The sequence below is a fragment of the Dactylosporangium sp. CS-047395 genome, assembly GCF_050942185.1.
Classification (GTDB): domain Bacteria; phylum Actinomycetota; class Actinomycetes; order Mycobacteriales; family Micromonosporaceae; genus Dactylosporangium.
Window position 1 is genome coordinate 1,339,108 of record NZ_CP192015.1, and the last position, 23,373, is coordinate 1,362,480.

Consider the following 23,373-nt stretch of genomic DNA (forward strand, 5'->3'; position numbering starts at 1 on the left):
TGATGCTCTGGGATGCCCAAGGCCGACGGGTATGGTCCACGACCGCAAGGTCCACGTTGAGCACAATCATCACTCCGGCCGGCGCATCATTCATGACTGCGTCCCCTTCACGCCATCCGGTGTATCGACCGCTCTGGGAAGGTTCACTCGGGCGGCCGAAACTGCGCGATCGTGCGCCTAACTCCGGCCTGCTGCCTCAAGGGCATGTCGGGTAGGCCTGTTAGCGCTGCGGCACGCGCTTGCTCTGGCATCGCTGCGATGGTCTTGATCTGGTCCTCGATGGCTTGGAACTCCGCCAAGGCTTGGGCAATCTGCGCGACACTATCGGCGTGTGTCGGCGACCGCCCGAGTGATGCTAGAAGTGCGGTGAACCAGATGCCGGCCTCGGGCGACTGCCCGATCTCCGCGAGCGCGGTCATACCAGTTACGTTGGGGCGGCCGGTGAACGCGTCGGCGAGCCGCGCGGCGAAGGATACCCCGTGCAGCAGGAGCCGAGCGTTGGTGCGGGCAAGTTCCAGTGCCGCATCGTCGATCGACTCAACGGCATCGATCAGCGCTACAATGCTGCCGTACTTGGCGAAGTCGGCGAGTCCGTCGGCTGCCGGCCCCGAGAGCCATGGTCCCGCATCGCCGATCCTGAGTTTTCGGCCGGCCGACATGCCGAGCAGCCCCTCAACCGCAGCGGCGTCCTGCTCGTCGGCCTTAATCCCGGGACTCGAACCGTTGAGAGCGAGTCCAAGCATCGTGAACACGGCGCGGTCGCGGTCCTGCTGTGACTGTCGTTCGTGACGAGGCAGCGACTTCCCACGCTTCCGGGCAAGCACTCGGGCTACTTGCTCAAGCGCTGCTGACCGGACCTCATCGTCTCCAAGGTCACTCGCGGGAGCCTGGCGTTGCAGCACGCGGTCTAGGGCCGCGCACATCTCACGGATGTAGTCGATGATCGCCGCGCGGGCGAGCGCGGTCGGCACCGGGTAGCCGCCAAACCACAACGCTGCCCGCAGAACGTCAGGATCTTTGGTCGTCTCCCGGAGCCGCAGAAGGGCTTGAAGCTGGCCGACGGTTTCGGGTGGGTAAGTCCAGACGGGTCGAGTGCCTGCTTGCCCAGTTCGCTCGGGATGCGGCAGGAGCCCTTCATTGCGCCAGAACTCCAAGCGACGTGTGGTGACGCTCGGATCAGTCTCAGTGGCGACCGCGAGCAGGTGTGCGGTAGTCAACCGCTCCGAGGTACTCCCAGTGGGCTCGCTCATAGTAGGTACTCCCAGTGGAAAGGCCGTTATCTTGCAATCTTGCCTACACGTGGCCAAATGGTTTGTTGGCCAGCACATATAGAGCATACCGTGAAGCGACCCTGGACGGGCAATCTGTCCAAGCTAGTCCCACTAGGAGTGGATCATGGGCACTCTCGATTACGGACCTCTGGCCTCATATCTGGACCAATGGGTGAGAAGGCAGCCGTTCGGCTGGCATCATCGAGGCGCCCAGAGCATCGCGAACGAATGGATCAACGACTTGGCGTTCGCCGACATCCGGCTCGCCCGTTGGCTAGCCACCCCCGAAGGCGGAGCGATCGCGGGAGTGGTCCGCACCGCACTGCTGCCTTATCCCGCCAACCACGCGGCCTCAGTGTTGATCGAGGCCATTAACATCGCAGCCCGCCAGCGAACCAACAAGCAGATCGTTCTCACTGGTGCGGGCGGGCTGGCCGCTGCCGTGGTGGTTTACATGGCGCTCTCGAGCTGACCGGCACTGATCCACGGAACGAATCCGTGTGCTTCAGGACAATTCGGCTAGCGGCCTGGACTTCCCGCTGACTCGGCGCGTGTCAGCGGGAAGTCCGGCAAATTTGGCCAAGCTAATCCGACGCACACGCTCATGGCTGGCTGGCATCTCCAGAAGACGTCACGGGCGGCTGCTCGCCACCTTGGGGCTCAGAGCCGCCTTGGACGCTTGTTCCTGTAGAACGCTCGGGTGCTCCGCGCTCGAACGCCCTGATCACGGCCACCGGGTCCACGTCCAAACCGCGCCTATCGGCCAGTTCAACCAGCCATTTTGCGAACTTGATGCGGTCGCGCTGCTTGATAACGGACGCGGTAGCCATGACCAAGGTTGCGAGGCCCGTACCGGTCGTGACCAACGGGAGCCAGTCTGCCGGGCTGTTGTAGAAGTTGGGCCATTCCGGATGGCGAGAACGCTCCGTCGTCCACGACCGCCACGCTTCGGCGTCGTTCCAATCTTCAGGCGGCATCCACTCGGGCCTTGGATCTAGCACCGGCTCCGGACTGTCCCTCATTCGAGCCTGGCAGTCGCTGACCGACGCGCCGTCGAGCCGTGCCAGGATGGCTGCTCCGACCCTTAGGTCATTTGCGGTGCCGGGTATGAATGCCGTATGTGTGCCGTCCGGACCTATGCCCATGAGGTAGAAGTCCTGGGGCACTTTGACGCCGAGTTCCGCCGCAGCGCAGACCACCCGTGTGTCCGCGGCATCTTCGGCCAGCGCTGTCTCGTCGGGGAACGTCGGGCGGTCAATATCATCGGCAACGGAGGATGGTTGCGTGGCCTTCGGCTCGCTCATACCGCAATTATCCCAGGCGGCGGCGAGAGCGGAGCTCTCATACGCGCTGCCATCAAGGCGCGGCATGGGCGGGACGGTAACGAGATAGCCGGCGTGACCACGCCTCGTCCTCGTCGGTTGACCCCGCTGGGTACCGTGGACCCGACCGTTCGGATCTGAAGCGATGGGAATTCGTAGCCATGACAATCCTGCGGGTACGCGCGCGTATCGTGACTACCCATCGCGTGCCCAAGTATGGCGGCTTTCGCCTAAGCCGCGAGAACTTGGAGCAGCTCCTGCCGAAGTTGGCACAAGGCGGAGTGCCGATGCGATTCAACCACGATGCCCACCGTCCGATGGACCCTCAAAATGTAGAGGCCGGAATCGAGGCCCTAGATGATGGTGAATTCGCACTTTGGGTTGAGTTCGACGTAGACGAAGTGGTATGGAGGGAATACGAGCGAGAGGTTGAGTCCGTTGGGGCACCCGGGGGATTCTCGATTGCCACTACGGAAACCTTCGCAGCGAGGGGCACACCGCCATTTGGAGTTAAGATATTCGTCGAGTATGGCTGTTTCGACGAGCAGAGTATCGGCGAGGCCGCGGCCAGCGCACTGCCGCCTGAAATGCCGTTCGAACTCGCGTGGCTCTACGAGTTCTCCGCCGCCGAAAGCGTTCGTGCGGTAATTGAGCTGGCCGATGCCACCCTCTTGTCTATCCCTGGCAATATCCTTGCCTCCTACCTTTACGATTTCATGAAGTTCCTCCGTGGTGGGTTCGCTGCGAAATCACGAACCCCAAGTTTCGAGCTTCAGGTAAAACGGACTCCAACTGAACTCGATACGACGGTAAGGATCGTGACCATGAGCGACGAGGGCCTCAGCAACGCGATGCGAGAACTACCCGAAATCTTGCGTGCCGAGGGCGCGGCGGCGTCTTGGAGTGATACCGATGGCCGGTGGAAAGAGGTTGCGATGCCTAACCAAGGGTCGGCGCTACCTGAACATGAGTAAAGTTTGAGCGACCGCCGATGGTTCGCTATCTTGCAGAGGCCAAAATTGTGACTTGATTTGCTGCGAAGTCCGCTCCTGCCGTCGGTCCGCTGGACTTCGAGCACGGGTACTCCTGCTTCTAGACCCAGCTGTGCACGTTCATTGTGGCTTGGCATACGGCAGATAAGCTGTTCACCTTGCCGCAAAATCAGATTTCGCCGCTCCGTTTGGAGGCGGACGACCGCAGGGGCTCCACGCCTAGTCGTGACCAGCGCTTCGGTGCTGAGAACCTTGATGGCTTCACGGATTGTGTCTCGGCCGCAGTTGAAGTCACGAGCGAGCGCCAGCTCCGCAGGTAGAGCTTGGCCTGGCTTGTATGTCCCCTTTTCGATCTGCTCGCGCAGAGTGGAAGCGACATTGAGGTAGATTGGAACACCTGGAACGGGCATTTCTTCACCTTCCGGCAGCTTTGGGAGTGGGAGGGTCGCGTATGGCGTCAATTCGCCCCGGAGTGATTCGCCGCTTCCCGGTGACATTGGGGAAGCTGGCCGCTGATCGACTCAAGAGTCAATTTGGCGTTTCAGCTCGCGGCAATTTGACGTGGCTGTGCGGGGACCTTGGCCCCGCACAGCCACTACTGCCATTCGTGACTCGACGCCGTCCACTGCCACGTTGCAGCCGAAGTCACCCGGACTGGTGTGTTGACCGCCCAGTCATTTCAGTCCGGCCCGGCGGATCATGTACGTATTCACGTCCACTCCGGTGAACCCAGATTGCCCGCCTGCCAGCGATGGCAACAGTATGTGCGCGTCAGCTGACCGTTTGGCTGACGCTACTCGGTGACTGCCATTTGGTAGTCGAGCGCGGCGAGGTCGGCGCGGATGGCGAATCGGGTGACCTCGAACGGTTGGTCGGCGTTGTCGATGCTGGTGTGGAGAACGACCAGGAGCGGAACGCCGGGCGGGAGTCGCAGCGCCTTGGCTTCGGCTGGGGTGGGCATGCACGTGATGACGCGTTCCCGGAATCGGGCGAGCTGGTGGCCGATCTCGGCGAGCTGGCCGTACAGTCCGCCATGCCCCAGTGGTGCAGACGTGCTGAGGGGTGTCTCGCCAGCGATTCGGGTTGGGATGTAGGTCGTGGCGAGCTGGACCGGTTCGCCGTCAGCTGCGTACCAGTTTTCGCGTCGGATGACCGGCGCGCCAGCGGGCAGTCTGAGGCAGGCGGCGATATCCGGCGGCGCTGGCTCCACTGTGACGGAGCGGCATTCGGTGGTTGGTGTGCGGCCTTGGCGGGTGGCTTCGATGCGGAATGGGGAGAGTCCGGTCTGTTCGCGGAGCTGGCGGGAGTAGCGCTCTGCGCCGAGGCGTAGCAGTGGTGGCCGGCTGCGGACGTAAGTGTCGTAGAGCCAGGCGGCGAGCTGGGCCATGGTGCCTGGGCCGACCGTGTTCGCCGTGCGTTCAAACTGGCGGCGATACGTGTCGATCGGCGATGTGGGCTCGCCTTCAGTGCCCAGTGATGAAAGCGTGCCGGCGGCGCTAAGTGCTGTGTCGAGCTGGGCGGCGACTCTTGAGCCGGGTTGTTTGCGGCCGGTTTCGAGTTCCCAGAGGTAGGTGTGGGAGTAGTTGACCTGGGCGGCGAACGCGCGCAGCGACAGGCCGCGCTCCCGGCGGAGTTCCCTGAGCCGCTCTCCGAAGGTCATGTCTTGGCTGTTGCTGGCTCAGGTTTGGCTGCCGGCTTGCGTTGGACCAGGAAGACGCCGGCCAGGACGACGAGCATCCCGGCGATCATGGACACGGTGACGGGTTCGCTGACGACCAGGGCGCCGAGCACGACGGCGACGACCGGCAGGAGGTAGGTATTAGTAGAGGCGATGGTCGGTCCCTCGTCGCCGATGAGCCGGTAGTTCAGCACGTACGCGATGCCGGTCCCGAAGACGCCCAGGATCATCACGGCCACGAGGGCGTCGAAGCGCCAGTGCGGGGCGGCCAGGCCGCCGAACGGCAAAGCCAGGAGCATCCATACGGCACCGGCGGCGAGCTGGGACGCGGACAACATGATCGGTGGGATACCGCGGCCGGAAAGGAATTTGCCCATGTAGACGTAGGAGACGCCGTAGCTGGCCGAGGCTGCGAGCACGGCCAGGCCGCCCCAGCTGGCGATCTCGTTTGCGGATTCCCACGGGCTGAAGATGAGGACGGTGCCGGCGAAGCCCAGGGCGAGGCCGAGGCCGCGCCAGGCGGATACCTTGCGGTCGGTGCCGGCCAGGAACGCGATGAGGACGGTCCATAGGGGTGTGGTGGCGTTGATTACGCCGGCCACGTTGGAGTCGACGGTCTTTTCGCCGATGCCGAACAGGGTGTAGGGGATGGCGTTGGCGACCAGGGCAGCGGCGAACAGGTGGCCCCAGACCTTCGCGCCGGTCGGGAAGCGCATGCCGCGGGCCAGGGCGATCGGGGCCAGGACGAGGGCGCCGAGGGTGAGCCGGATTAGCACGATCTGGACCGGCGAAAAGCCGCGCAGGGAGAACTTGATCCAGAGGAAGCTGGAGCCCCAGAGCAGGGCGAGGCAGGCGAGTCGGAGCATGCTGCTACGGCGCACGTGGGTTCCAATCCCATCAGTCAGTCTTCGACGGGCATTTCGTAGTCAAGGCCGTTGAGGTCGCCGCGCATGACGAAGCGGGTCACCTCGAACGGTTGGTGGTTGGCGTCGTAACTGGTGTGCAAGACATCGATCACTGGCACACCGGGTGGCATGGCGAGGCCGGTCACCTCGTCGGGGCTGGGCATGCGGGCGGAGATCTCTTCGCGGATGCGGGTGATCACGTAGCCGACGTCTTCGAACCGGGCGTACAGGCTGCCCTTGCCTAGCGTCTTCTCAGTGGCCAGCGGCGAGGTGCCGGCCACGTTGAGCGGGATGTACGTGACGCCGACCTGGACCGGTTCGTCGTCGGCGTAGTACCAGTTCTCGCGCCGCACAACTGAGTCGCCGACAGCTAGGCCGAGGCGGTCCGCGACGTCGGCCGGCGCCGGGGCTGGCCCTACCGAGCGGCATTCGGTCTTCGGGGTGCGGCCCTGTTTGGTGACCTCGATGCGGAACGGGGAGAGGCCGGTCTCGTTGCGGAGCTGGCGGGAGTAACGGTTGGAGCCGAGGCGCATGAGGGGCGTTCGCGGTCGGACGAAGACGCCTCGGCCGTGCTGGGCGACGACCAGGCCCTCGGTCTGCAGGATGCTGATTGCTTCGCGGGCGGTGTTGCGGGCGGTGCCGTAACGGGCGGCTAGGTCGCGCTCCGAGGGCAGCTTGGCGCCGGACTCCAGCTCGCCCGATTCGATGGACGTGCGCAGGTCATCGGCTATGCGGCGGCTGGGGAGTCGCTTGTCTGAGTCGGTCATGGGGAAGCCTGCCTGTCTCGTGTATCGATCCCCGTTGCCGACAGCCTACCGCAACTGGCTTGAGCCAGTCTCTTGACGGTGGTCACATCGATCGGCCACACTGGCTCAAGCCAGTTGTGAGTCTTGAGGCAGGAGTTTGCCGTGCGAATCCGTCCATTCGACGACGAACCAACACCGGCTCAGCTCGCCGAGATCGAGCGGGAGTGGCCGCTCATTGAGGCTGAGTTGGCCCTGCTCGACGCCGAGATTCTGTGCATCGTCGCCCCGGCCGGCCCCACCCAGCTCGACTATCACCGGCTGCGCCGCGCTGAGGCCCACGTGCTGCATGAGCTGCGCAAGTTCTGCGCGGCAGATCGGCCTGAGGCGGGAGCGGCTTGAGCACTCCGCCGGCGCGCGTGTCAGCAAACACCCGAGTTCCCCACCCGATCGGAGTTGTCGCGTGACCACCACCACCGCATCGAGCGCATACCCGTTCGACCTGTCCGCGCTGTTGCCCCGGGCTCGCCAGATCGCCGACGCCCTGGGGGAGACCCCGTCCCGCAACCGGCTCATGAAGGAGCTGAAGGTGGGTGCGCCGAAGGCAACCGCACTGCGGGAGGCGCTTCAGGCGGTCGAATTCTCCGGCTCGACGGACGCCGTTGTAGACCCGGAACCAGCCCCGGTCGACGCCGAACCTGCACCGGCCGCCGAGGTCGTGCCGGTGATCGAAGCGCCGGAGGCAACGCTCCAGGCCACGGGTGACGGACACCCGGGGACGACAGTCACGCGGAAGTCGCGGTCGTGGCCGGTGATGCTGCTGGCGCTGCCCGCGTTCGTGGCCATCTGGTCTGGGTGGGTCGGTCTCGGCGAGCTGACCGGGTTCGGCGTGGTCCACCCGCTCCCCGGCATCTGGGACGACCTGGCCCTGAACACGGCCATCACGCTCCCGATCGGTGTGGAGACCTACGCCGCGTACGCCCTCGCGGTCTGGCTCACCGGCACCGCGCCGGCCGCTGCCCGGTCGTTCGCGCGCTGGTCCGCGATCGGCTCGCTCATCTTCGGTGGTCTCGGCCAGGTCGCCTACCACCTGCTCACCGCCGCCGGCGTAACGCACGCCCCGTGGCAGATCACCACCGCCGTTGCCTGCCTGCCCGTCGCCGTGCTCGGCATGGGCGCCGCGCTGGCCCACCTGATCCACGCCCACCGCGAGTAGCTCTGCCCGGTGCGCGGCCAGTCGGCCTAGGAAACCTCGGCCGCGCACCGGTCCCCGTTCCCCTCGCAAGGAGTCAGGAGACCCTCAGCATGACGAGCGACGAGCCGGACCGCGAGCACCCGGAAGGGTTGGATTGGTCCCGCTACGAAACCGAACTGACCGACAACGTGGTGGATCTCGACGCTGCCCGGGAGCGACGCCACCGCGACGACGAGGATCAGGACGACGCCGGGGCGGCGGTCCTGGTGGACTCGCCCGAAGCGCAGCGGAAGCCGAAGCTCGACCGGCGGGGCGCTGAGCGCCGGCCGTTGCTGCCCGGCTGGCTGCGCTCCCGCGCCGAGCTGCACGACTCGGTGACGTGGGCGGCCGGCTACGCCGGGCACGTCGCGGCGTACCACGCGCTGCGGGTGCCGAAGTACGCCGGCAAACTCGCGTTTCGGTCGCCGATCGGTCTTGGCCGTGCGGTCGGCGGTTCGCTGCGCTGGCTGTTCGACCTGGAAGGCGAGCCGGTCCGGCAGGCGACCGTGCGCACCGAGAACGCGGAGCAGTACCTGCACCTGTCCCGTCAGCGGGATCGGCGCGTGCGCTGGCGGGGCATCGTGGCCCTGGCCATCGTCGTTGTGCTGCTCCTTGTCGCAGTGGCGCTCATTCTGGCCCCGGTGTGGACTCGGTGGGCGGTGCTCGCCGTCGCGGTCGTGGGGTTCGGCGCGTTCGGGAGGCCGGCGGATCGGCCGCTACTCGACCGCGCCGTGGTCAAGCCCCAGGTAGCCAAGCTGACGTCCGATGTCGTAGTCCGGGCGCTGTCCGTGCTCGGAATCGCTGGCATCAACCAGGCGATAGCCAAGCAGGGCAACGGCGCCATCACGTTCCCCGCGCCGATCGTCCGCGATGGCCCCGGTTGGCGAGCTGAGGTGGACTTGCCGCCTGGCGTGACCGTGGGCGACGTGGTGGAGCGCCGGGATCGGCTTGCGTCTGGTCTCGGCCGGCCGCTCGGCTGCGTGTGGCCGGAGGGCAACGCCGATATCAGCCCCTCGCGGCTGGTGCTGTGGACCGGCGATCAGCCGATGTCCGCGTCCCGCCAGCCGGCGTGGCCGCTGCTGAAGGCATCCGCCGTGGATATGGCGAAGCCGTTCCCGTTCGGGACCGATCCGCGCGGCCGGATCGTGTACATGGAACTGCCGTACACGAACCTGCTCATCGGCTCGATTCCTGGCTACGGCAAGACGGCTGCGCTCCAGCTGCCGGCGCTTGTGGCCGCTCTGGACCCGCACGCCGAGGTGTGGGCGTACGAGCTGAAGGGCACCGGCGGTCTCGACCCCCTGGCCAAGGTCTGCGCGCGGTACGGCTCCGGCGCCGACGACGACACCGCCGAGGTTGCCCTCCAGGCGCTGCGCGACCTGCGCGACGAATGCCAGAAGCGCGCGGCCATCATCAAGAAGCTGCCCAAGGACGTGTGTCCGGACAACAAGGTCACACCCGAGCTGGCGCGGCGCATCAAGGGCCTGCACTGGCTGGTCGCGCTGTTCGACGAATGCCAGGAACTGTTCGCCCATCCGGAGTTCGGCAAGGAAGCCGGCGAGCTGGCCGAGAAGATCATCAAGCTCGGTCGCGCCCTGGGTGTGGTCCTGCTCAAGGCCACCCAACGGCCGGACGCCAAGAGCCTGCCGACTGGTGTCTCGGCCAACGTGGGCACCCGGTTCTGCCTGCGCGTCATGGGCCAGCTGGAGAACGACATGGTGCTGGGCACCTCGGCCAACCGCAACGGCATCCGGGCAACGATGTTCACCAGGAAAGACAAGGGCGTCGGGTACCTCGTGGGCGCGGCCGACGAGGCGCAGATCGTGCGCACGTACTACCTCGACGGACCGACCGTGGAGAAGCTCTGCCAGCGCGCCTACGCCGCTCGCGTCGCGGCCGGCACGCTGACCGGGCAGGCGGCCGGCCAGAGCGCCGAGACACCTTCAGCGCGGCGGGGCACGCTGCTGGAGGACGTTGCCAGCGTCTACCGCGCCGACGAGCCGAAGCTGTGGGCGGAGACCATCGTCGAGCGGCTCGCCGCGTTGCGGCCCGAGGTGTACGGCGACCTGACCCGTGACCACCTGACCGCCGCGCTCAAGCCGTACGGAATCACCACGACACAGGTGTGGGGCACCGATCCAACCACCGGCAAGGGAGCCAACCGGCGCGGTATCGAGCGTTCAACCGTCACCGAGGCAGTGGCGGAACGTAACCGTCGCCGAGGGGAACCGGCAGCCTGAAACGCCGCTAGGTCTAGCGGCCCCGGCTGCTAGACCTAGCACCCCCGCTAGCACTCCAACCGATACCTGATCAGCGCGCTAGTCCCTAGCTGCGCCGACCCTTGACGCCCTCAAATAGCCTTCAGGAGGCATTCCGTGGGGTCCCTGATCCTGCTCGCTAGCCTCGCTGCCGCCGGTTACGCAACGTACTACCTCGGCGCGTGCGCGATCTTCCCGTTCGGCTCTTGCCGCCGCTGCGACGGCACCGGCAAACTCCGCAACCCGTTCTCCCGGCGCATGTTCCGGCTCTGCCCGCGCTGCGACGGCACCGGCCGCCGCGTACGGATCGGGCGGCGCGTCTACGAGCACTTCCGCCGGGAGCATCGCAACGGCACCCGGGGCACCCGATGACGCCTCACACCGCCTGGTGCGCCGGCGGTCATCGCTGCACCCTCGGCGAACACCGCGCAGACCCTTTGGCGATCGACGTGGCCGGCTACGGCCGAGCGCTGCTCACCCGCGTGCGTGGCCGCAACGGCCGGGAGTACGCCGAGGTAACCCTCACGGTCGCACTGGCCCTGACCGAGCCGGCCGCCCGTGCGCAACTTCGGCGCCTGGCCCGCGGCCTGACGACGGTCATCGACCGCGCCTAACCGTCTCGACTGTCCACAGGGGAGTGTCTTCATGGTTCAACCGACGCACGATCCGGCAGCCGAGCAAGCGGCCATCGGCGCGGCACTGCTCGCGCCGGCCGTGGTCGCCGAGCTGGCCGCCGTACTCGCGCCGGCCGACTTCCATCAACCGCAGCACACCATCGTCTGGGAGACGATCCTGGCGCTGCACGCCGCCGGCGAGCCGACCGATCCGGTTACCGTCGCCGCCCGGCTGTCCAGCTCCGGCGAGCTGGGCAAGGTGGGCGGAGCGCCCTACCTGCACACGCTGATGCAAGCCACCCCGGCCGCGGGCAACGCCGCCCACTACGCCGGCATCGTGGCCGACCACGCCCGGCGCCGGCACGTGGTCACCCTCGGCGCCCAGCTGGCCGACCTGGCGACGTCCGGCGCGGACGTGGCCGACGTCGTGGCCGCCGGCCGGGCGATGCTCGACACGGCGACCGCGGGCGGCTGGCCGACGCTCATCCCGCTTGGGACGGGCCGGCACCGGCCGACGTTCCCGGCCGAGGTGCTGCCGGACTGGGTCGCCGAGATGGTGTACGCCGTAGCGGAGTTCACGCAGACGCCGGTAGACGCCGCCGGAAGCATCGCGCTGGCCGCGCTGTCCACGGCCGCCGGCGGCCGGGCGGAAGTGGAGGTGCGCGGCTCGTGGCGGGAGCCGGTGAACCTGTTCACCGTCGTGGTGCTGCCGCCCGGCTCGCGGAAGTCGGCGGTGTTCGCGGCGATGGCCAGTCCGTTGCTGGCGGCCGAGAAACGGATGGTCGAACTGGCGAAGCCGGCCATCGTGGAGGCCGAGCTCGCCGCCCGCGTCGCCGGCAAAGCCGCTGAGCGGGCCGCGAACAACGCCGCCAACGCTGACGAGTCCGGCCGTGACACGCTGCTGGCCGAGGCCACGGCGGCGGCGATGCAGGCTGACGCGATCACCGTTCCCGCGCTGCCGCAGCTGGTTGCCGATGACGTCACCAGCGAGACGGCCGCCGCGATGCTCGCCGCGCAGGGCGGCCGGCTGGCGGTCCTGTCGCCCGAGGGCGGCATCTTCGCCACCATCGCCGGCCGCTACTCCGGCACACCCAACCTGGAGGTCTTTCTCAAAGGCCACGCCGGCGACATGATGCGCGTCGGCCGACTGTCCCGCGACGCCAACCACATCGACAAACCCGCACTGACCCTCGGCCTGGCCGTGCAGCCCGAGGTACTGCGAGACATCGCCGGCATGCCCGGCTTCCGCGGCCTCGGCCTGCTCGCCCGCATCCTGTTCGCCGTCCCGGAGAACACGGTCGGCTGGCGGACCATTGGTGCCGCGCCGATCCCGGACGAGATTGCCGCCGCGTACACCGCCAACCTCACGACGATGGTCCTCACGTTGGGGGACTGGACCGACCCGGCCGTGCTGCCACTCACCGCAGAGGCCAACGAGCGGGTGCTGGACATCGAGCGGGCTGTAGAGCCACGGTTGCGGCCGGGCGGGGCGTGGGGACACGTCATCGACTGGGGCAGCAAGTACACCGGTGCCGTGGTCCGTCTGGCCGGACTGATCCACCTCGGCGACCACCTCCGCGACGGCTGGGGCCGACCGATCGACGCTGGCGCGATCGACCGGGCCGCGTTGCTGGGGGAGTACTACGCCACGCACGCCCTGGCCGCATTCGACGACATGGGAGCCGACAACACCACCCGCAACGCCCAAACGATCCTCGGCTGGATCGAACGCACCGGCGCAACCGCGTTCACCAAACGCGACCTGTACCGGGCCGTCAAGAGCGCCCAGATCGGCACCGTCGCCGATCTCGACCCAGCGCTGACCCTGCTCGACGCCCACGGCTACCTCCGACAGCTCGACCCGCCGGCCCGGTCACCGAAGGGCGGCCGGCCACCCTCACCGAGCTACCTCGTGCACCCCGAGGTGCACCGGCCGGCGGCCACCGTCCACCCGATCGGCGCCCGGAGGACCGCGTGACAGAACTGCCGCAACCGACACAACCCCCACGGCGCCGAGGTTCTGTCAGTTCTGGCAGTTCTGTCACGCCCCTTCGGACCCAGCCCCTCACGTCAGCAGGAGGAGAAAGCCGGATGCCGTCCCGTGGCCTGCTCACGATTCCCGACGTCTGCGCCGAGCTGGGCGTGTCCCGCTCGACCTTCTACGACTGGCGGGCGAAGCGGAAGGCGCCCCCGTGCGTGAAGCTGCCGAACGGCGACCTCCGCATTCGGCGGACGGAGCTTGATCGGTGGCTGACGTCGCTGGAGGACGCCGCCTGATGAACACCACGTATGACGTGCGCATCTGGGCTCTTGAGGTCTACAAAGGCAAACGAGCCACGACGTACCACGTGGCGTGGGTCGTGGATGGCCAGCGGAAGAAGGAGACGTTCAAGACGTCTGCGTTGGCCGAGAGCTTCCGGTCTGACCTCATCGTGGCCGCGCGCAAGGGTGAGGCTTTTGAGTGCGAAAGCGGCCGGCCGGTGTCGATGCTGCGCAACCAGCAGACGATGTCGTGGTACGAATTCGCCTGCAAGTTCGTGGATTTGAAGTGGCCGCGCGTCGCGGCTACCACCCGGCGGACGCATGCCGAGGCGATGACCGCGATTACGCCGGCCATGTTTTCCACAAGTAGAGGCAAGCCGGACGACAAGTTGATTCGGAAAGCGCTCAGTCGCTGGGCGTTCAACACCCAGCAGCGGGACGCGGAGAACTGCCCCGCGGATGTTGCTGCCGCGCTGAAGTGGGTGAAGAAGAACACCCGGCCGGTGTCGGCGTTGGCGAATCCGGAGATCCTCCGGGCGGTGCTGGGCGCGATCTCCGCCAAGCTCGACGGTAAGCCGGGCGCTCCGAGCGTAGTCAGCCGGCGGCGGAAGATTTTCAACGGCAGCATTGAGTACGCCGTGGAGTTGAAACTCCTCGACGCTAACCCGCTGCCGGCGCTGAAGTGGAAGCCACCGAAGCCGGTGAACTCGGTGGATCGGCGAGCCGTGCCGAATCCGGTCCAGGCGCGAACGCTGATCAACGCTGTTCGCTACGAGGTTCCCGCCGGTGCTCGCTTGGCTGCATTCTTCGGATGTCTGTATTTCGCGGCTATGCGGCCCGAGGAAGCGGTCGCTTTAACGCTCTCCAATCTGAACCTCCCTGAAGAGGGCTGGGGAGAGTTCGATTTCGGCAACGCCGAGCCGCACGCCGGAAAGGAGTGGACCGACAGCGGAGAGAATCGGGACCGGCGACAACTCAAGCAACGGGAGGTCGGGGAGCGGCGTACGGCGCCGTGTCCGCCCGAGCTGACCGCGCTCATCCACTGGCACGTGGACGAATTTGGCACGGGCGCCGGCGGCCGGCTGTTCGTGGGGGAGCGGAACAAGAAGGAGCTGCCGAAGCGGACCATCACGGACACGTGGCGGCTCGCGCGGGAGTACGCATTCACCCCCGAGGTGCAGGCAACGCCGCTGGCGAAGCGGCCCTACGACCTCCGGCACGCGGCAGTGTCGACGTGGCTCAACGGTGGGGTGCCTCCGACCGACGTCGCCGAGTGGGCCGGCCAGTCTGTAGAGATCCTGTTCCGGATCTACGCCGCGTGTCTCGACAAGGGCACAGAGGTGCTCCGCAGACGGGTCAGCGCGGCCTTGGGTTACTGAGCCAGATGAGTTTCCAAACGTGGCGTGGTTTGGCGTGTCTAAGCGCCAGACTCAAAATCGGTCGCTAAAGTCCATGTCGCTTCACCCGTCATACAGGTGGATCAGCGCAAACCTTCACGTCTTGTGCGGGGTCGTGTTGATCCATCTTAGGAGGGGGGAACGGGTGGCAGATGATGACGGCGAAAGCCGAATTTGTCTCCTGGCAGCGATGGCGTCCGTAACGCAGGCGCTCATGGGGCTAGCCAAGGAGAGCCCAAGCGGCGCAATCGCCGCCTGGGCTCTGTTGCTCAGCCTCGCGGTGTCAACGCTCAAAGTTCCACCGCGCGGTTTCTAGGTCGGGTGCCCTCGCAGATTGCCTTCTGCGGGGGCACCTGCATTCCTCGGCTTTGATCAAGTCACTACGACTTGCCTCTCAGCCGGAGTGATAGTACCGCCGTCCACTTGAGCCGGTGGGTACTACCGGGTCAAGTGGACGGCGTGTCGCGGGAGGTCAGCCGGGGTCGCGGCGCTCATCAACCAGCACCTGTCGTGCCCCAAAGTTTTGGGTGGCCAAACGGTCAAGTAAGTGTTGGGGAAGACGAGGTGGGCACACATTGGGAACAGGCGATACTGCCTGACGCCTCGTGGCAGCACCGAAAGATCTCCACTTGGCGGTCAACGGACCGCGTTGGCCGCGGGCGCACGCACAGCGCGCCGTCGGGCTGGCTGTGCATGCAGAACGCAGTCAGTCTGAAGCAGCGGGTGTTGTGCCAGCAAGCACCCTTTGATCCTCAGCTCCCGTTCGCAAAGTTCAGACACGGCCCACCTATCGAAGCCGCTCCTCATTGCGACGATGAGAGTTTAAAGCGCTAACTATCATCGTCATTGCGTTTGCGCCAAACTAGCTCGCCATACTGTCTAACCGAATGCTGTTCCCTGAATCGCTCAAGCGTGGCGATCCACTGTCCGAGAAGAAAAGCGGCATCACTGTTCTGGGGCAACGTATCTACGTCCAGTGTTTCGAGAAATTCGAGTGCTGGGTCGTCACTTAAGACCGGCCGTACTTGCTCCAGGACGCGGTTAATGTTGCGAATTTTGAGTTCATTCAGTACGCCGTCCTGCTTCTTGGCGGAGAGCTTGCTCACCTCATCGTGTGCAGCTTTCAGCATCGGCACAATCCTGTCGAATGTTGCCTTCTGCTCGTCTGATGGCAATGTGGCATCTGGTTGTGCTGGCGCGGTTCTCCGTGGTGGTGGTTTTCGCCCGGCTGGCATTTCTATCTCCCTACTGTGGCAGCTTTCTCGTGAACTCTACAAACTTTTTGCGAAACGCTTCGACCGGCCGACGGCCTGACTGGGCAAGCTGAAGCATCAGATCTAGGTCGCGGTCGTCCATGCATAGGATGTAGTAGCGTTTGGCGGACCAAAGGTCGACGATGTTCTTTGCGACTGCTGGAGGAGTCGGATGCCTCGTTAGGAGGATGCCGACTCGCCCAAATTCTTGATCGTCCAAGTAGCGATACAACTGATTTACATTCTCGGTCTCAAGCGCCCGAGAGTTCTTGAGTTCGAACACGACCTGGCGCATACCCAGGCGTGTCCGGAGGTCGGCTAAGAAGTCATTCTTTCCATCATTGTGGAAAATTATGTCTCTAACGTGTGTGTTTGCAATAGTTCTGACCTGGTCGTCGGCGAGGTCGAGCTCGGGATACAGGAATGAACTTAGTAGATCAAAGCAAAGGTTCTCGTATTTTTTGTCAGCGCCATTTGTGGTCCCGGTTGGCAGCGCCTTGATCTGTTTAAGCTTTTTGGCCAGCGCATCTAAGCCAAGCGGTTTGAACAGCGGGTCCGGGGTGCATGCGTTGCCGCGCAGCTCTCTTTCGGTGATGTACTGTTCGACGGTTTGAAAGTTCGTCCTGTTGTAGGCTAGGACAGCCTCCTTGGCTACTCTTCGATCGCGACTTGCTGCCGGCAGCACGAATGGCGCATACGCGGAACGGTAGTAGTCTTCATAGTTGATCCAAGGTAGATGGCGCAGGAGGTCGAGGGGTGCAAGGAGTATAGGCTTTCCGTCGAGCGGATTCCACGGAAGACTAACGCGGAGCGGTCGCCAAAGCGCTCGCTCGGCATCCCATGCGGAATCGAGGCTCGTTTGCCGTGTCGGAAATCCAAACATGTTGCACTGCTCGGAGGTGAACTCCGTGAGCCAATGGAGGAGGACCGAAGCGGTTATGTCACTGATGCGGTCTTCTGCGACCTTGGGCACTAAGAGTGCGACGATCTCTAGATGTGAAAATCCCCCTTCTACGAGTTGAGGGACGGATCGGATCGTCTCGGCCATGCGTCGCGCCAAAACCGGGCCGATTGCCGCACCCCGCTTGGTCCCGAGAGCGTAACCAAGTCCCAGTTCCTGAAGCTCTTGGACTCCGCCCAAAAGATTTACAGCTCGTGCGATCCTGCCGCCGGCTGCCTCCTGGCACACTAGGTCGACGAAGGCGATGAGCTGCCTATGTAGCCTCTGGTACAGAGGATCACTGGATTGCCAAAGCAGAAACGGGTCCAACGATAGGCGGAGATCCTCGCGGACATGCGGGATCACGAAAGGTACTTGGTCTTGGCGAATGCATAGATCGAATAGGTCGCTGAGGCGGGGGTTGGCCAGCCCGTGGTGCGGATCGGGGCTCCCTGGCGGGCGATTCACGAAGATATTATGCCATCGCGCTGCCACTGGGCGGCGAAGGCGTAAGGCAGCATGAATCTGGTTCCTTCAGTCTCACCGATTGCCCGCCGAGATCGTTTGACTTGCCGCCTTCCCCCTTCTAGATCATTAACCCCGGGGGGTGCAGGTGAACGTCCGGGAGTTCGGGCTTGGACCTCTCTATGCCAGGATTTGCCGCTGACGGCGCCTACCGATACGGCGAGGCAGGAAGCATGGGCACAAGCGCCTTTCAGGTCGCGGCGCTCGTTTCTTCGGATGTGTCCGCCGGCGCGGACGATGTAGACAGGAAGTTGCCTTCTTCGACGATGATGATGACTGCGTCGGCGATGGTGGGACGTGCTGCTTGGTCGGCCATGGTTCCTCGTCGAGTGCTTGGAGTGCGGGTGGGTAGATGCGTTCGGTTGGTATGAAGCCGGTGATGCGTTGACGCGGGAGCCAGAGGGCGTCGACATTTGCGTCGGTGTCGTGGTTCTGGACCTCACCTGCGAGGTGAATGCAGGGGAAGTACTCGGCGTCGACACCGGTGATGGGGTGCACGTGGGCTGCCTAGGTCGCGGATGACCTGGCAGTGGATGCGGGTTCTGCGAGGGTTTCGCGGACGGCGACCGTTCGGGGTTTGGCGCCTGGCTTGACGATTCCGGCTGAGAATTGCCAGGTGATGGCGTCTGGGTCGTCGTGGCGGCGGCAGACGAGCAGGATGTCGGCTTGGTCGGTGACCACGGCGATGGCGACTGTCAGCTGCACGCCGGCTGGGGCGGCTTTGGCGTCAGCGCGGTCTTCGGCGCGGAGTTGGGCACAGAGGCGCTCCGGACCGGGTCGGCGCGGCGCTGGCTTACTGATCAAGTCGCCCCAAACTTTGGGGCGTATTTGGGGCGGGCGGCCGATCATGGCTGGATTCAGCCGGTGACAGCCGTACATGCGACGAAAGCCCTGGGCCGCGTTTCCGCTGGTCCAGGGCTTCGTTTTGGCTGCTCAAGGATGTTTTAGCAAGTGTGCCCCCGGCAGGATTCGAACCTGCGCCCCCGCCTCCGGAGGGAGTAGGCACTATGGTCTCCAGATAGCTTCTGAGCTGCTGAAACACCACTCTGGCTAGCCGCAACCATCGAGGTTGGCCGTACATTTGCCGTGCGTTGCTTGGGCAGTTACGTGTCTACGGGCGCCCTGCCGGGGTCCAAGGTCCGCAGCGCGCGGTGAGTGCTCCGAGTCGATCGGGTACAGCGCTGCAGCGACCCGAACCCGACGTCCACCTAGCGCGGAGCCATGAACGCCCGAGATGGAGCCGTTTTGGAACGCTGAGGCTGGTACCGAGTCGTCCGTTCGCGGATTGTCGCCACTGCCCGATCGTGCTCACCTCGACGCCCGCCTCTGTTTACCTGCCGAGGGCCCGGGCTTGCTCGGGTTCAGGTTCGTGTGAATCAGGCTCCGGCCGTGGGCGGTTGAGGGCTGGTACTAGAGGTGGCGCCCGAGAGCTGGACAAGATCACTGGCCGCCGTCGGATTTTGTGGCGCTGGCATCGATCCGATCCGCGCCAGGATATCCTAGGGTGCATACGGGGGCAGCAATGATCGCATATGCGGGCGTTCGGGGCAAATCGTGCGCCTGTGGCATTGCTTGTAGCGTCAATTGAAGGGGTGTCGAGAATGCAACTAGAAGAGTTTGCGGTACATGGACTCTTTGGGCGATATAATCATGTAATTCCTCTGCCGACGTCGGAAGAGGACAGTGACGCTGCATCAGTGGTAATTCTCCATGGACCGAACGGTGTGGGAAAAACCACGGTCCTCCAGATGCTCAGTGGTATGATGTCGCTCAATTTCGACCCTTTCCGACGGGTGCCTTTTACATCTTCCCTCCTTCGGTTCAATTCTGGTGTCGAGTTGCGTGTTGATCGAATGCGAGACGGCAGCCTGCGGGTCCAATTTAAGGATTTCGAGGCATATCTGAACGGCTCTCGTAAGGGCGCTTTGAAGGAGCGCGACCAGGGTTCAGTTGAAGAACTGCGGACCTCTTTTTTTGAGTACACGTCCGACTTGTCATTTGAATTTCTTCCCGATACGCGTCTTTCTCAGCGGGGAAACGTTGCCGAGGCGCTTGCGGATCTATCGACCGGAGCGGTTCAAGGTTCCCCCGAGTTTCAGCACGAGCTTTTGAATCGTGTTCTAATCTCGACAAAAATCCTGGAGTCTACCAGTCGGACTCAACAGCCAAAAACATCCCTTCTGGCTGAACGAATCAAAAGTTTTGCTCGAGAGGCCCAAGTCGACTACCGTCAGTTCTTTGGGACAACCGAGCCGGATCTTTTCCCGAAGATCATCGATAACCTCTCGAATCCTATCGGCTCGCTGCATCAGCCTGAAGATCTGGAAAAGAAGATTTTCCGGATTCATGAACTTGAGCGCACTCATCTTCGTCTCGGCTTGGGTCACGATAGATGGGACTTCGAGCAATTGCTTTCCTCAATCGAAAGTCTAAAAGTTCCCGAACCGAATAATCATGCTCTTGTTGTTTTGAATACATACGTTGAATATCTCGAGTCTCGAGCTGACGCGCGCCAGCTAATCGCCGAGCGGTTGTTGACGTTTGAAGAGGTGATGCGGGATTTCTTCACCGATAAGCGAGTTCGTATCAGTCGGCGTTCGGGAATTGAGGTTGAGAGCTCGCAGGGGGAGCGGCTGACGGAGGCTCAACTTAGTTCGGGCGAGTATCAGTTGCTGTATCTGATGATTTCTGCCCTTACGACAAGGAGGCGAGGAACCGTCATTGCAATCGACGAACCCGAGCTTTCGATGCATCCTGCATGGACTCGTCGTCTCGTTCGGAATATCTTGCGATGCGCGTCCCGCGCCACACCGCAGTTGATACTTGCGACACATTCGCCCGAGATTGCCGTTGATTATGCCGAACGTCTAGTCAGGCTTAGTGACGCCGATGCGTCTTGATATTGGTCGTATTCTGACTGCCCACAGACTGGACCCATCGAGAAAGGAATTGTATGTAGAGGGAGTACGGGATAAGTCATTCCTTGACTGGCTCGTTCCGGTTGGTTTAAGGATTAATGCGAGCATTGTTCTTATTTGTAATGTTGAAGTTCTCGACGCTGGGGAGGGTGGTGAAAGATCTCGGCTTCTGAAATTCCTTCGAACGATTGAAGCTGAATCGGTTGACGTTCACGGCTTGGTCGACGCGGATTCCGATCCGCTGTCTGCGGCGGCACGTGGGGCGATGCCCTCTAATGCTTGGGTTACTGACCTTCGTGATCTCGAGTCTTATGTGCTATCGGTCAACAATATTCGGACCGCGTTGCAGTTGGGGTTCGCCCGAGATCCAGCGCTGGCTCCAGCAATTTTCGCTTCAATGGCCGTAGAGGCACGCTGGCTTGCCGCTTTGCGTTTAACCTCTGAGGTGGCCGGCTTGAGGTTGCCGGTTTCGGAGCAGAAATGGCTTCGCCATGCTAAATTCGACTCTTTAGGTACGGTGGTTCTGGATCGGAAAAAGATTCTTACGTCTCTTCTTCAATCGGCAGGCTTAAGCCTCAAAGGACTCGACGACGTTATCCTTCAGATTCAAAAAACCCAGGATGAAATCTCGGACTTCACGGACCGGGAGGTATTGCATGGCAAGGATGCGCTTGCCTTATTGACGCTACAGTTGAGGGAAATAGGTTGTAACGTTGTCGATGTAGGCCCTGTTCTGTGGACTACTTTTCGGCACGATTACGTATCGGAATTTCCCAACTTGTCTCAGGTCGTTTCTTATCTCAAAAGTTGATGACCGCAACCGGTGAGTTCGAGCCGATGCCGTAAAGTGATTGCTGATGGACGTGCAGGCGAACGAGGATGAACTTCCCACCGACTGGTGGACGGCTGACGACTGCGCACGGTTCCTTGGAATCACGCGGAGTACATGGGCGGCATACGTCGCGCGCCAGCAAGCGCCGCAGCCTGAGCGAAAATTTGGCAGGTCGCCAGCTTGGCGGCCGCAAGCAGTACGGATGTGGGCGCAGGCAAGGCCGCGTCGGCCCACGCCCTAATGGTTATCGATCCGCCTCGACCAGCGTGTAAAGCAGTGCGGTAAGTGTGGTGCCGGTTACAATATCGCGTTTGTCGATTAGTCGACGAACGTCGGCTAATGGCACCCACTCGACCCGCTCGGACTCGAATCCGTCGACCGGAGGTCCCATGTATGTGGCTGAATCGGCGCGGAAAATGTGATGCTCGGAGTTCATGAGGCCGGGAGACGGCTGCGTATAGATAAGCGGGCGTAGCGGCCCCGGCCGGTATCCCGTCTCCTCCTCGACCTCACGGGCAGCAGCGGCGGCCGGCTCGTCCTCCCCGATTGCGCCAACTGGAATTTCGTATGTCCACGTGTCGGTTATGAAACGGTGGCGCCAGAGCAGCAGTACCTTGCCGTCGACAACTACGACGGCACCTGCGCCGGGGGCACTCCGGATGAGCCGATGGTCAAGGTGTCTGCCGTCCGGAAGCTCCACATCGGCGGCCAGTAGGTGCACCCATTGGTCCTGGTAGAGCGTCCGCTCGGAGTTGACCTGCCAGCGCACTAGAACCCCCTCAATTGGGCGTCGGTGTCGGCCCGTTCGAGAAACTCCGCCACCGCTGGCACCCTAGCGTGTCGCCGCAGCGCGCCGGCCACCTGCGCTACCCGGTCGCGGATGCGGCCGGACTCCATGCCCTCGGCGTACTCGAGCATTTGGGTACCCACATGCACGGCCTGGTCCACGTCGCCGCGCTGCGCCACGATGAGCGCCAGGCCGGCGTAGCGGTGGACGCGGCCGCGCAGGTGCGTTCCGCCGGCCAACCTCACGGACTCGTCCGCGTACGTCTGGGCCGCGCTGAAGTCCCCCAGGCGCCGCAGTGCCTCGGCTACCTGCGTCTCCACAAGACCGGGTTGGACGTACGACGCCTCGGCCGGCTCGTCACCAAGGACGATGCGTGCGGCGGCCAGCTCGGACTCGCGCATGTGCCGCTGGCATCCATCGCTCTCACCCATTCGGGCGTACGCCTTGCCAGCCAACGAATGCAGATCGGCGGCCAGGGCCGGCCCGAGATGCCCCCGCGCGGCGCGGAGGGCTGCCTCGGCGTACTGCACAACAAGCCGCGGTTGGTTGCCGTGCAGCGCATGCGTGCTCAGCAGTGCGACCACGTAGGCGCCGAATCGCTTGTCATTGCTGGCTTTCGCCATGCGCAGCGCGCCGAAGAGGTACCGCTGGGCAAGACCCTGCTGGTCCGCGTCGTACGCGCAGACGCCGGCCAACGCGGCCAGGCCGCCGGCGGCGCGGAGGAGCTCGCGGCCGGTGCGGTTGTCGTAGGTGTCGCGCAGGAGCGGCGCCGCATGCTCGTTGAGCGCGGCGATCAGGCGTGGCCGGACCGGGACGCCGCCCACCCGGCGGTACATCTCTTGGTAGCGGTCCCGGAGCTGTCGTAGCCGGCGCACGTCGACCGGCTCGACCTGGCGGCGGCCGTCGTGGGCAACGTCGATGTCATCAGGCGGGTTCTCCCACTCCCAGACCGGCGCGACCGCCTCGGCGCCGGCGGCCGGCGGGCCGGCGACCTTGTCGCGCTGATCGCCGCGCCACAAAGCCGTGGCCCGCTCGACGAGCTGGGGCAGCGGCACGCTCGAGATGGCCGGCCGTCGCTCCATGCCGATGTCGGCGCGGGTGACGGTCGTGCGCATCGCCTCGCCGATGACCTGGCAGATCAGATCCGGGCCGGGGTCTCGAGGGGTGGCACCGTCGCGAATCCAGCGGGCGACTGACGCGTGGTCGTAGCGGAGTCGGTGTTCGGCGCCCAGCATGTTCACGCGTTTCGCCAGACCGGCGTTCGATAGGCCGGCGCGCTCGATGAGCGCAGCAAGCAGCAGATTTGCCTCCCCCATCACCGCAGCGTAGGTGCGTTGTCACGTTGAGGGAAGGGATGGAGATCGATTCACACAGGGTGTGAAGCATGTACCACGGTTGTATCAACTCACACCCTGCACGCCGGCCGTTCGGTGCGGTTTGCT

General features: G+C 64.1%; 23 protein-coding genes and 1 pseudogene. 12 read left to right on the forward strand and 12 right to left on the reverse strand.

What is annotated here, in order from left to right; translation table 11 throughout:
• Window positions 1-143: 143 nt before the first annotated feature.
• Complete coding sequence (locus tag ACQP00_RS06215; protein ID WP_433215631.1) at window positions 144-1,250, reverse strand: hypothetical protein; 1,107 nt, start codon at window positions 1,248-1,250, stop codon at window positions 144-146.
• A gap of 145 nt (window positions 1,251-1,395) precedes the next feature.
• On the opposite strand from ACQP00_RS06215, the gene ACQP00_RS06220 reads away from it, so the two are divergent.
• Window positions 1,396-1,743 (forward strand): hypothetical protein, encoded by a 348-nt coding sequence (locus ACQP00_RS06220; protein ID WP_433215634.1) that lies wholly within the window; start codon window positions 1,396-1,398, stop codon window positions 1,741-1,743.
• 130 nt (window positions 1,744-1,873) lie between these two features.
• Here the strand turns inward: ACQP00_RS06220 and ACQP00_RS06225 are convergent, their stop codons facing one another.
• The gene (locus ACQP00_RS06225) at window positions 1,874-2,575 is read right to left on the reverse strand and encodes a hypothetical protein (protein WP_433215637.1); all 702 of its coding nucleotides are present in this window, start codon (window positions 2,573-2,575) and stop codon (window positions 1,874-1,876) included.
• A 224-nt stretch (window positions 2,576-2,799) separates the two neighbouring features.
• On the opposite strand from ACQP00_RS06225, the gene ACQP00_RS06230 reads away from it, so the two are divergent.
• Window positions 2,800-3,567 carry a hypothetical protein gene (locus ACQP00_RS06230; protein WP_433224384.1) on the forward strand — a complete coding sequence of 256 codons (768 nt, stop codon included), beginning with the start codon at window positions 2,800-2,802 and terminating at the stop codon, window positions 3,565-3,567.
• 275 nt (window positions 3,568-3,842) lie between these two features.
• Here the strand turns inward: ACQP00_RS06230 and ACQP00_RS06235 are convergent.
• The 4 genes and pseudogenes from ACQP00_RS06235 to ACQP00_RS06250 all read right to left on the reverse strand — a co-directional run.
• A pseudogene (locus tag ACQP00_RS06235) lies at window positions 3,843-4,082 on the reverse strand (GntR family transcriptional regulator); the annotation flags it as partial.
• 296 nt (window positions 4,083-4,378) lie between these two features.
• Window positions 4,379-5,245 (reverse strand): GntR family transcriptional regulator, encoded by an 867-nt coding sequence (locus ACQP00_RS06240; protein WP_433215640.1) that lies wholly within the window; start codon window positions 5,243-5,245, stop codon window positions 4,379-4,381.
• On the reverse strand, window positions 5,242-6,129 hold the full coding sequence (locus ACQP00_RS06245) for a DMT family transporter (protein ID WP_433215643.1): 888 nt from the start codon (window positions 6,127-6,129) through the stop codon (window positions 5,242-5,244). The genes ACQP00_RS06240 and ACQP00_RS06245 overlap by 4 nt, the downstream gene beginning before the upstream one ends.
• A gap of 35 nt (window positions 6,130-6,164) precedes the next feature.
• Entirely contained in the window at window positions 6,165-6,935 is a 771-nt protein-coding gene (locus ACQP00_RS06250; RefSeq protein WP_433215646.1) for a GntR family transcriptional regulator, read from the reverse strand.
• A gap of 141 nt (window positions 6,936-7,076) precedes the next feature.
• Here ACQP00_RS06250 and ACQP00_RS06255 point away from each other — a divergent pair, with 141 nt between their 5' ends.
• The 8 genes from ACQP00_RS06255 to ACQP00_RS06290 all read left to right on the forward strand — a co-directional run bounded on the left by ACQP00_RS06255 (window position 7,077) and on the right by ACQP00_RS06290 (window position 14,658).
• Window positions 7,077-7,313: a DUF6284 family protein gene (locus ACQP00_RS06255; protein WP_433215649.1), complete on the forward strand. Its 237-nt coding sequence runs from the start codon at window positions 7,077-7,079 to the stop codon at window positions 7,311-7,313.
• 61 nt (window positions 7,314-7,374) lie between these two features.
• Window positions 7,375-8,127, forward strand: a complete 753-nt coding sequence (locus tag ACQP00_RS06260) for an ABC transporter permease (protein WP_433215652.1) — start codon at window positions 7,375-7,377, stop codon at window positions 8,125-8,127.
• A gap of 89 nt (window positions 8,128-8,216) precedes the next feature.
• Window positions 8,217-10,385, forward strand: coding sequence for a cell division protein FtsK (locus ACQP00_RS06265; protein ID WP_433215655.1), 2,169 nt, complete (start codon window positions 8,217-8,219; stop codon window positions 10,383-10,385).
• A gap of 135 nt (window positions 10,386-10,520) precedes the next feature.
• Window positions 10,521-10,775, forward strand: coding sequence for a hypothetical protein (locus ACQP00_RS06270; protein ID WP_433215658.1), 255 nt, complete (start codon window positions 10,521-10,523; stop codon window positions 10,773-10,775).
• Between the two features lie 65 nt (window positions 10,776-10,840).
• Entirely contained in the window at window positions 10,841-11,017 is a 177-nt protein-coding gene (locus tag ACQP00_RS06275; RefSeq protein ID WP_433215661.1) for a hypothetical protein, read from the forward strand.
• Between the two features lie 31 nt (window positions 11,018-11,048).
• On the forward strand, window positions 11,049-12,995 hold the full coding sequence (locus ACQP00_RS06280) for a DUF3987 domain-containing protein (RefSeq protein WP_433215664.1): 1,947 nt from the start codon (window positions 11,049-11,051) through the stop codon (window positions 12,993-12,995).
• A 113-nt stretch (window positions 12,996-13,108) separates the two neighbouring features.
• A complete protein-coding gene (locus ACQP00_RS06285; RefSeq protein ID WP_433215667.1) occupies window positions 13,109-13,294 on the forward strand; it encodes a helix-turn-helix transcriptional regulator in 186 nt (61 codons plus the stop codon).
• Entirely contained in the window at window positions 13,294-14,658 is a 1,365-nt protein-coding gene (locus ACQP00_RS06290; RefSeq protein WP_433215670.1) for a tyrosine-type recombinase/integrase, read from the forward strand. Before ACQP00_RS06285 ends, ACQP00_RS06290 begins: the two co-directional genes overlap by 1 nt.
• Window positions 14,659-15,506: 848 nt before the next feature.
• Here ACQP00_RS06290 and ACQP00_RS06295 read toward each other — a convergent pair.
• The 4 genes from ACQP00_RS06295 to ACQP00_RS06310 form a co-directional block, all read right to left on the reverse strand.
• Window positions 15,507-15,911 (reverse strand): hypothetical protein, encoded by a 405-nt coding sequence (locus ACQP00_RS06295; RefSeq protein WP_433215673.1) that lies wholly within the window; start codon window positions 15,909-15,911, stop codon window positions 15,507-15,509.
• A 10-nt stretch (window positions 15,912-15,921) separates the two neighbouring features.
• On the reverse strand, window positions 15,922-17,235 hold the full coding sequence (locus tag ACQP00_RS06300) for a hypothetical protein (RefSeq protein ID WP_433215676.1): 1,314 nt from the start codon (window positions 17,233-17,235) through the stop codon (window positions 15,922-15,924).
• A gap of 349 nt (window positions 17,236-17,584) precedes the next feature.
• The gene (locus ACQP00_RS06305) at window positions 17,585-17,710 is read right to left on the reverse strand and encodes a hypothetical protein (protein WP_433215679.1); all 126 of its coding nucleotides are present in this window, start codon (window positions 17,708-17,710) and stop codon (window positions 17,585-17,587) included.
• 191 nt (window positions 17,711-17,901) lie between these two features.
• Window positions 17,902-18,273: an NUDIX hydrolase gene (locus tag ACQP00_RS06310; protein ID WP_433215682.1), complete on the reverse strand. Its 372-nt coding sequence runs from the start codon at window positions 18,271-18,273 to the stop codon at window positions 17,902-17,904.
• Window positions 18,274-18,956: 683 nt separating this feature from the next.
• Here ACQP00_RS06310 and ACQP00_RS06315 point away from each other — a divergent pair.
• Window positions 18,957-20,294, forward strand: a complete 1,338-nt coding sequence (locus tag ACQP00_RS06315; RefSeq protein WP_433215685.1) for an AAA family ATPase — start codon at window positions 18,957-18,959, stop codon at window positions 20,292-20,294.
• Window positions 20,284-21,123, forward strand: a complete 840-nt coding sequence (locus tag ACQP00_RS06320) for a hypothetical protein (RefSeq protein WP_433215688.1) — start codon at window positions 20,284-20,286, stop codon at window positions 21,121-21,123. The genes ACQP00_RS06315 and ACQP00_RS06320 overlap by 11 nt, the downstream gene beginning before the upstream one ends.
• Before the next feature lie 265 nt (window positions 21,124-21,388).
• Here ACQP00_RS06320 and ACQP00_RS06325 read toward each other — a convergent pair whose 3' ends face one another.
• A complete protein-coding gene (locus ACQP00_RS06325) occupies window positions 21,389-21,913 on the reverse strand; it encodes an NUDIX domain-containing protein (protein WP_433215691.1) in 525 nt (174 codons plus the stop codon).
• Window positions 21,913-23,250: a hypothetical protein gene (locus ACQP00_RS06330; RefSeq protein WP_433215694.1), complete on the reverse strand. Its 1,338-nt coding sequence runs from the start codon at window positions 23,248-23,250 to the stop codon at window positions 21,913-21,915. The genes ACQP00_RS06325 and ACQP00_RS06330 overlap by 1 nt, the downstream gene beginning before the upstream one ends.
• Window positions 23,251-23,373: the final 123 nt, after the last annotated feature.